Source organism: Enterobacteriaceae endosymbiont of Plateumaris sericea (assembly GCF_012562605.1).
Taxonomy (GTDB): domain Bacteria; phylum Pseudomonadota; class Gammaproteobacteria; order Enterobacterales; family Enterobacteriaceae.
Window position 1 is genome coordinate 245,397 of the sequence record NZ_CP046224.1, and the last position, 9,494, is coordinate 254,890.

Annotated in this window: 6 protein-coding genes; 4 read left to right on the plus strand and 2 right to left on the minus strand. The window is 21.9% G+C overall.

Going from position 1 to position 9,494, the window contains the following annotated elements:
• The 4 genes from GJT84_RS01130 to lpdA form a co-directional block, all read left to right on the plus strand.
• A partial coding sequence (locus GJT84_RS01130) for a toprim domain-containing protein (RefSeq protein ID WP_246208503.1) occupies nucleotides 1-1,470 on the plus strand: 1,470 nt, incomplete at its 5' end.
• A 369-nt stretch (nucleotides 1,471-1,839) separates the two neighbouring features.
• Nucleotides 1,840-4,500: a pyruvate dehydrogenase (acetyl-transferring), homodimeric type gene (aceE, locus tag GJT84_RS01135; protein ID WP_168867111.1), complete on the plus strand. Its 2,661-nt coding sequence runs from the start codon at nucleotides 1,840-1,842 to the stop codon at nucleotides 4,498-4,500.
• Between the two features lie 11 nt (nucleotides 4,501-4,511).
• Entirely contained in the window at nucleotides 4,512-6,005 is a 1,494-nt protein-coding gene (locus tag GJT84_RS01140) for a 2-oxo acid dehydrogenase subunit E2 (protein ID WP_168867112.1), read from the plus strand.
• 49 nt (nucleotides 6,006-6,054) lie between these two features.
• A complete protein-coding gene (gene lpdA, locus GJT84_RS01145; RefSeq protein WP_168867113.1) occupies nucleotides 6,055-7,470 on the plus strand; it encodes a dihydrolipoyl dehydrogenase in 1,416 nt (471 codons plus the stop codon).
• A gap of 174 nt (nucleotides 7,471-7,644) precedes the next feature.
• Here lpdA and dapE read toward each other — a convergent pair whose 3' ends face one another.
• Nucleotides 7,645-8,817, minus strand: a complete 1,173-nt coding sequence (gene dapE, locus GJT84_RS01150; protein ID WP_168867114.1) for a succinyl-diaminopimelate desuccinylase — start codon at nucleotides 8,815-8,817, stop codon at nucleotides 7,645-7,647.
• Nucleotides 8,818-8,874: 57 nt separating this feature from the next.
• Nucleotides 8,875-9,494: S16 family serine protease (locus tag GJT84_RS01155; protein WP_281348991.1), on the minus strand; the 620-nt coding region annotated here is incomplete at its 5' end.

A 9,494-nucleotide genomic window follows, 5' to 3' on the forward strand; every position in this document is an offset into this window, starting at 1 on the left:
GAAAATGGATATAAGATTCAAGATCTTAAAGTTATAAGTCATTCTAAAATAGTAAATACTGGAACAAAAATAAGATTTTGGCCTAATAAATGTTTTTTTGATCATTCTACTTTTTTAGTTTCTAATTTAATAAATTTATTAAAAGCTAAAGCTGTATTATGTCCAGGATTAAAAGTATATTTCAAAAATAAAAATACACAAGACAATTATTATTGGCATTATAAAGATGGTTTATCTGATTATTTAACAAATTCTATAAAAAATATTACTACAATACCTAATATTCCATTTACAGGTAAATATTATAATGATAAAAAACATATAGATTGGGCTTTATTTTGGGTTCCAGAAAGTAATCATTTTCTTACAGAAAGTTATGTTAATTTAATTCCGACAACATATGGAGGAACACATGTTAATGGATTACGTTTAGGATTATTAGATGCTATGCGTAATTTTTGTCATTTTCATAATATTTTACCTAGAAATATAAAATTGTTAGGAGAAGATATTTGGAATCATTGTTCTTATGTTTTATCTATAAAAGTTCAAGATCCACAATTTACAGGTCAAACTAAAGAAAGATTATCTTCACGTCAATGTACAATATTTGTTTCTAATATTATTAGAGATTCTTTTGTTTTATGGTTAAATCAAAATATTAAAATTGGAACTTATTTAGCTGATATGGTAATTTCTAACGCTCAAAAACGTATTAGAGAATCAAAAAAATTAGTTAAAAAGAAAAATAATATTAGTTCCATATTACCAGGTAAATTAGCTGATTGTATAATACATAACTCTCATAATACAGAACTTTTTTTAGTAGAAGGAGATTCTGCTGGAGGATCAGCTAAACAAGCTAGAGATAGATATTATCAAGCAGTTATGCCTTTAAAAGGGAAAATTTTAAATACATGGGAAATTAATTCTGAAGAAATTTTGTCTTCACAAGAAATATATGATATTTCTCTTGCAATAGGAATTTATCCTAATAATAATGATCTTAAAAAATTAAGATATAATAAAATTTGTATTTTAGCTGATGCTGATTCTGATGGATTACATATTGCTACATTATTATGTGCTTTATTTATTCGTCATTTTTTACCATTAGTAAAAGAAGGTCATATTTATGTTGCTATGCCTCCTTTATATCGTATTGATTTAGGTAAAGAAGTATTTTATGCTTTAGATGAAAATGAAAAAATTACTATTTTAAATAAATTAAAAAATAGAAAAAATAAAATTAATGTTCAAAGATTTAAAGGATTAGGAGAAATGAATCCTATTCAATTAAGAGAAACAACATTAAACCCTGTTAGCAGAAGATTAGTACAACTAATAATTAATAATACTGATAAAGAAATAAATAAATCATTATCTATTATGGATATGTTACTTTCTAAAAAAAGAGCTGAAGATCGTCGTAAATGGTTACAAAAAAAAGGTGATATTTCTAATATATAAATTGAAATAATATTTTATATTATGAATAATTTTAAAAAATTTAATTATATTAACATAACATTATATATTATATAATAATATATTAATTAACTAATTAAAATATAAAAATTATTTAATAAAAAATATTTTATTATCATATTAATAGATTTATTTAAATTAATATTTAATATTATATTGATTTAAATATAGTTATTATATTATAAATTTTTAAAATTTTTTTAGTAATTAAAATAATATTTAATATATTTTATTGAAATATCATTTTTATAAAAGTAATTATTTAATAACTTTAACTAAATAAAATAATTTAATCAAATAATTTAATATATATTTATATATAATTTTTATTAAAATAAGGAATAATAAACCATGTCAGATAATTTACATAATGACGTGGATCCAATTGAAACTAATGATTGGATGCAATCTATAATATCAGTTATAAAAGAAGAAGGTATTGAAAGAGCTAAATTTATACTTAAAAAATTAATAACACATGCTAATAAATATGGAGTAATTTTAGAAAAAAAAAATAATAATTATATTAACACTATTCCATTAGAAAAAGAACCTATATATCCTGGAAATATTATTTTAGAAAAAAAAATAAGATCTTTTATTCGTTGGAATGCAATTATGATGGTTTTAAGAGCTTCAAAAAAAAATTTAGATTTAGGTGGTCATATTTCATCTTTTCAATCTGCAGCACATATTTATGAAGTTTGTTTTAATCATTTTTTTCAAGCATCTAACGAAAATAATAGTGGAGATTTAATTTATTTTCAAGGACATATTTCTCCTGGAATATATTCCAGAGCTTTTATTGAGGGAAGATTAAATATAAATCATCTTAATAATTTTCGTCAAGAAGTATTAGGTGATGGTTTATCATCATATCCACATCCTAAACTTATGCCTAATTTTTGGCAATTTCCTACTGTATCTATGGGATTAGGTCCTATAGCAGCAATATATCAAGCAAAATTTTTAAAATATCTTAAAAATAGAAAATTAAAAGATACATCGAAACAAAAAGTATTTACATTTATAGGTGATGGTGAAATGGATGAACCTGAATCTAAAGGTGTTATTAACATAGCAGTTCGTGAAAAATTAGATAATTTAATTTTTATTGTAAATTGTAATTTACAACGTTTAGATGGTCCTGTTTATGGTAATGGTAAAATTATTAATGAATTAGAAAATATTTTTTATGGCGCTGGATGGGAAGTTATAAAAGTAATTTGGGGTCATAATTGGGATTTATTATTAAAAAAAGATCAAACTGGAAAATTAATCCAATTAATGAATGAAACAATTGATGGAGATTATCAAAATTTTAAATCTAAAAATGGTAATTATATAAGAAAAAATTTTTTTGGAAAATATCAACAAACATTAGATCTTGTAAAAGATATGTCTGATAAAGAAATAGAACAATTAAATTATGGTGGACATGATTCAAAAAAAATTTATGCTGCATTTAAAAAAGCATACAGCATTAAAAATAAACCTACAATAATATTAATACATACAATTAAAGGATATGGACTAGGAAATATAGCAGAAAGTAAAAATATAGCACATCAAATAAAAAAAATGGATTTAAATACAATTAAATATATTAAAGATCGCTTAAATATACCAATTAATGATATAGATTTACATTCTTTACCTTATATATTTTTTAGCAAAGATTCTAAAGAATATCAATATATTCATCATAAAAGAAAAAAATTAGGAGGATATATTCCTTCTAGAAGAAAAAATTTTAGTGAAAAATTAAAATTACCATCTTTATCTGATTTTAATTCTTTATTCAAAAAACAAGATAAAAAAATATCTACTACTATAGCATTTATAAGAATATTAAACATAATGCTAAGAAATAATAATATTAAAAATAGAATTGTACCTATTATTGCAGACGAAGCACGTACATTTGGTATGGAAGGTTTATTTAGACAAATAGGAATTTATAATTCTAATGGATTAAATTATATACCACAAGATATAGATTTATTAGCTTATTATAAAGAAGATAAAAAAGGACAAATTTTACAAGAAGGTATAAATGAATCAGGAGCGTTTGCTTCTTGGTTAGCTGTAGCTACATCTTATTCTACTAATAATTTTCCTATGATACCATTTTATATTTATTATTCTATGTTTGGATTTCAAAGAATAGGTGATTTTTGTTGGGCTGCTGGAGATCAACAAGCTCGAGGATTTTTAATAGGAGCAACTTCTGGACGAACTACATTAAATGGTGAAGGATTACAACATGAAGATGGTCATAGTCATATTCATTCTTTAACTATTCCTAATTGTATTTCATATGATCCTGCATATGCATATGAAATAGCCATAATTATATATAATGGTTTACAAAGAATGTATGGTCAGAAACAAGAAAATATATATTATTACATTACTACTACAAATGAAAATTATTATATGCCTGAATTAATTCTTAATTCAAATATTGAATATGGTATATGTAAAGGAATTTATAAACTAAAAGAAATAAAAGGATATACAACTATTCAATTATTAGGTTCAGGATCAATATTACGTCATGTTATTAAAGCTGGAGAATTATTATATACAGAATATAATATAGGATCTAATATTTTTAGTGTAACTTCTTTTACAGAATTAGCTAGAGAGGGTCAAGATTGTGATAGATGGAATATGTTACATCCGTTAGAAAAAAATCGTATTCCATATATTACAAGTGTAATGAATAATGAACCAACAGTTGCTACAACTGATTATATGAAACTTTTTGCAGAACAAGTTCGTAAATATATACCATCAAATAATTATATTGTTTTAGGAACAGATGGTTTTGGTCGTTCTGATAGTCGTAAAAATTTACGTGAATTTTTTGAAATTAATAAATTATATATTGTTTTAGCAACATTAAATATGTTAGTTAAATTAAATTTAATTAATAAAAAATTAATATTACATTTTATTAAAAAATATAATATTAATATTAATAAAAATAATCCTAGAATATCATAAAAAGGAAAAATATGAATATAGAAATAAAATTACCAGATATAGGAATTGAAGAAATGAAGGTTACTGATATTCTAGTAAAAGAAGGAGATAATATACATAAAGATGAATCTATTATTGTTATAGAAGGAGAAAAAACTTCTATGGATATACCTTCAACACAAAATGGTATTGTAAAAAAAATTAAAGTATCAATTGGAGATATAATACATACTGGTAGTATAATTTTAGAATTGAGTAATAATATTATTCAAAATAATAATGATAATATTATTCAAAATAAAAATTTTAAAGAAAAAAATAATATTAATAATATTAATACAATTAATAAAATAATTATTCCTAATATGAATAATGGATTAATGAAAATAATTAAAATTTTTGTAAAAGAAGGAGATAAAATTTATAAAGATAATCCGTTAATAACATTAAAAAATAAGATAACTAATATAAATTTACCTTCACTTTATAATGGTTTTATAAAAAAAATAATGATTAAAACAGGTGATACTGTTAGATCAGGTGATACTATCATGTTAGTATCTCATGATATTTGTAATAATATACAAGAAAATAATATAAATAAAAATTCTTTATTAAATATAAATAATTTTTTTAAAAAAAACAGTATTCATGCTTCTCCTTCTATAAGAAAAATGGCAAGACAATTAAATATTAATTTATTAAATATAAAAGGTAGTGGTAATAAAAATAGGATTTTAAAAGAAGATTTATTGAAATATATTTCAATAAATAATAATCAAAATAATATTTCTCTTTCATCATCTTCTACTTATTTTAAAAAATTTGGAGAAATAGAAGAAAAAGAAATGAATCATATTCAAAAAATATCAAGTATAAATTTGACCAAAAATTGGATGAATATTCCTCATGTTACACAACATATTGAAGCTGATATAACTACATTAGAATCATTTCGCATTCAAAAAAATAATGAATTAAATAAAAACAACCAAAATATTAAAATTACATTATTAAGTTTTTTAATTAAAATATCTGTAAGTGCTTTAAAAAAATATCCTATATTTAATGCTTCTTTATTAGATAATAAAAAAATAATTTTAAAAAAATATTATAATATAGGTATTGCTATGAATACTGATCAAGGATTATTAGTACCTATTATATTTAATTTAATGCATAAAAATATTATTGATATTTCACAGGAATTAATTTTATTATATAATAAAGCTATATCAGGTAAACTAATTCCTAGTGATATGCATGGTGGATGTTTTACATTATCTAATTTAGGTAAAAAACCTGGTGCTTTTTTTACTCCTATCATTAATTCACCAGAAATAGCAATTTTAGGAATATCTCAAGCTAACATTAAACCTATATGGAATGGAAAAAAATTTATTCCTCGTCTTATGTTACCATTATCTTTATCTTATGATCATAGAGTTATAAATGGTGTTGAAGCAATTACTTTTTTAAATTATATTTGTGATTTAATATATGATATTAGAAATTTATTAATGTAGTCATTGAATAATTTATTAAATTTATTAATAATTAATTATAGAGATAATTATGAGTACAAAAATTAAAACTTCAGTAGTTGTAATAGGAGGAGGACCTGCAGGATATTCTGCTGCATTTCGTTGTAGTGATTTAGGTATAAAAACTATAATAGTAGAAAATTATTTAAATTTAGGTGGTGTATGTTTAAATGTTGGATGTATACCTTCTAAAACATTATTACATATAGCAAAATTAATAAAAGAAAATAAAAATTTTTTTCAAAAAGGTATTTTAAATAATGTTCCAGATTTAAATATAAAAAAAATTATTTTTTGGAAAGATAAAATAATAAAAAAATTATCTGACGGGTTACAATTTCTTGCAAATACTAGAAAAGTAGATATTATTAATGGCATAGGAATTTTTGAAACACCAAATATTCTTAACATAAATAATCATAATGATAAATATCAAATAGAATTTGAACATGCTATTATTGCTACAGGATCACATCCTGTAAAATTACCATTTGTACCTTACGGTGATGATCGAATATGGAATTCGACAGATGCTTTATTATTAAAAAAAATTCCTAAAAAACTATTAATTTTAGGAGGAGGAATTATTGGTTTAGAAATGGCAACTATTTACCATGCTTTAGGTTCAGAAATTAATATTATTGAAATGTCAAATAAAATATTACCATTAGTTGATGATGATATTATGAATATATATAATAATAGTATTAAAAATGAATTTAATATCATGTTAAATACAAAAATTATATCTATAGATAATAATAAAAATTTCTTACAAGTTCATATGACTAATGATAATCATAAATCTATTTTTTCTAAGCAATATGATGTTATTTTAACAGCTGTAGGAAGAATACCAAATTCAAATTTTATTAGTAACAATTTATTTAATATTGAAATTAATAATGATAACTTTATTAAAGTTGATAATCAAATGAGAACTAATATTCCTAATATTTATGCTATAGGAGATGTTATAGGTCATCCTATGTTAGCTCATAAAGGAATACATGAAGGTCATTTAGTAGCAGAAATTATTGCTGGTAAAAATCATTTTTTTATTCCAAAGGTAATACCTTCTATTGCTTATACTGATCCAGAAATAGGTTGGGTAGGAATAACAGAAAAAGATGCAAAAATAAAAAACATAAATTATGGAATTTCTTCTTTACCATGGAATTCTTTAGGTAGAGGATTATGTTCTAATGCAGAAAATGGTTTAACAAAATTAATTTTTGATAAAAATACTAATAAAATTATAGGTGGATTAGTTATTGGATATAATGCTGGTGAATTATTAGGAGAAATTAGTTTAGCTATAGAAATGGGATGTGATGCAGAAGATATATCATTAACTATACATGCTCATCCAACATTTTATGAATCTATAGGAATAACTACAGAAATATTTTTAGGATTAGCAACCGATGTATTAAATAAAAAATAATAAAATTATAATTAAAAATTACTCTAATGTTCAAAATAAATGAGAAGTAATTAAATTTTTTAAATTACTTCTCATTTGTTTTGAACATTAGAGTAATAAATATTTTTATTAATATGTACAAATATATAATAAATTGTTTTTATAATTACTAAAATTATTTTTTTCTATATTAAATTAATTTTTTAATAAAATATCTTTAATAATTTTATAATAAATTTTACTTAATAAATAAAGATCATTAATATTAACACATTCATTAATTTTATGAATAGTAGAATTTATAAGTCCTAATTCTATAATTTGTGATTGACTCTTAATAAGAAAACGAGCATCAGATGTACCACCATCATTAATAATTGTTGGATATATATTATTTACTATCTTAATATTTTTTTTTACAATATTTATCAAATTTTTTGTATTTAAATTATTTTTTTTAGATAAACTTAAAAATGGTAATCCACTAATATTCCATTTTATATTAAATTCTTTAATATATTTTTGAATAATTTTATTAAAAATATTTAAAATATTTTTATAACTAATTTCATTATTAAAACGAAAATTTATTTTTAATAAAATATTATCAGGAATAATATTATTTACATTATTTTTTATAGATGATATCATATGTGTAATTTGCATACTAGTTTTTGGAAAAAATTTATTTCCTTTATCCCATTCAATTAATAATAATTCATTTAGAGCAGGAATTATCTGATGAATTGGATTATTTGCTAATTTATGGTAAGCAACATGACCTTGTATTCCTTTTACTATTAATTCAATATTTAAAGAACCTCTTCTTCCATTTTTTATATTATCCCCTAATATTTTTTTACTTGTAGGTTCTCCTAATATAAAATAATTTAATTTTTCTTTTCTATCTATTAATTTTTGAATAATTTTTTTAGTACCATTAATTGCCATTCCTTCTTCATCAGAAGTAATTAAAAAAGCTAAACGTCCATTATAACAATTAGAATATTTATTAAAAAAAAATTTAGCTGCAATAATCATCGCAGCTAAAGATCCTTTCATATCAACAGAACCACGACCATATAATATATTATTTTTAATAATACCTTGAAAAGGATTATATTTCCATTTTTTTATATTTCCTGGAGGCACAACATCTGTATGTCCAGCAAAGACAAGTGTATCTGCTATATTAATATTATTACTACATGCCCAAAAATTTTTAGTATCCTTTATATTAAAAATTTCTATATTAAAATTTAATTCATTTAAATAAGAGATTAAAATCTCTTGACATCCTGCATCATCAGGGCTTATAGAAGGACAATTAATTAATTTTTTTGCTAATGTTACTATTTGATTTAACATATTTTTTATTATTTTAAATTATATAAATTAAATAATTATTTTTAAAAATTGAAAATATTATTTGTTATATATCTGATTTTGTAAAGCTAATAACCATACTTCTTCTATTTTTTTAACAGGAAAAATTTTTAAATCTGTAATAATATTTTTAGGTATATCTTCTAAATCTCTTTTATTTTTTTCAGGAATTAAAACAGTATGTACTCCTCCTCTATGAGCAGCTAATAATTTTTCTTTCAATCCTCCTATAGGTAAAACTTGTCCTCTTAATGTAATTTCTCCTGTCATAGCTATATTAGCTTTTACAGGATTATTAGTTAAACATGATATAAGTGCTATACACATTGCGATTCCAGCACTAGGTCCATCTTTAGGTGTAGCACCTTCAGGAACATGAACATGTATATCTAATTTTTTATAAAATCTACTGTTTATACCTAATATTTCTGATCGTGCTCTTACTACTGTAAGAGCTGCCTGTATTGATTCTTGCATTACTTCACCTAAAGATCCTGTATATGTTAATTTTCCTTTTCCAGGCATACATGCAGTTTCAATTGTTAATAAATCTCCTCCAGATTCTGTCCATGCTAATCCAGTAACTTGTCCAATAAGATTTTCATTTTCTGCTTTACCATAATCAAATCTTTTTACTCCTAAATATTTTTTTAAATTCA

What these genes read in the sequence shown, in the direction of transcription:
- GJT84_RS01140 (WP_168867112.1), top strand. Translation starts at nt 4,512, where the DNA reads ATGAATATAGAAATAAAATTACCAGATATAGGAATTGAAGAAATGAAG.
- lpdA (WP_168867113.1), top strand. Translation starts at nt 6,055, where the DNA reads ATGAGTACAAAAATTAAAACTTCAGTAGTTGTAATAGGAGGAGGACCT.
- dapE (WP_168867114.1), bottom strand. Translation starts at nt 8,817, where the DNA reads ATGTTAAATCAAATAGTAACATTAGCAAAAAAATTAATTAATTGTCCT.
- aceE (WP_168867111.1), top strand. Translation starts at nt 1,840, where the DNA reads ATGTCAGATAATTTACATAATGACGTGGATCCAATTGAAACTAATGAT.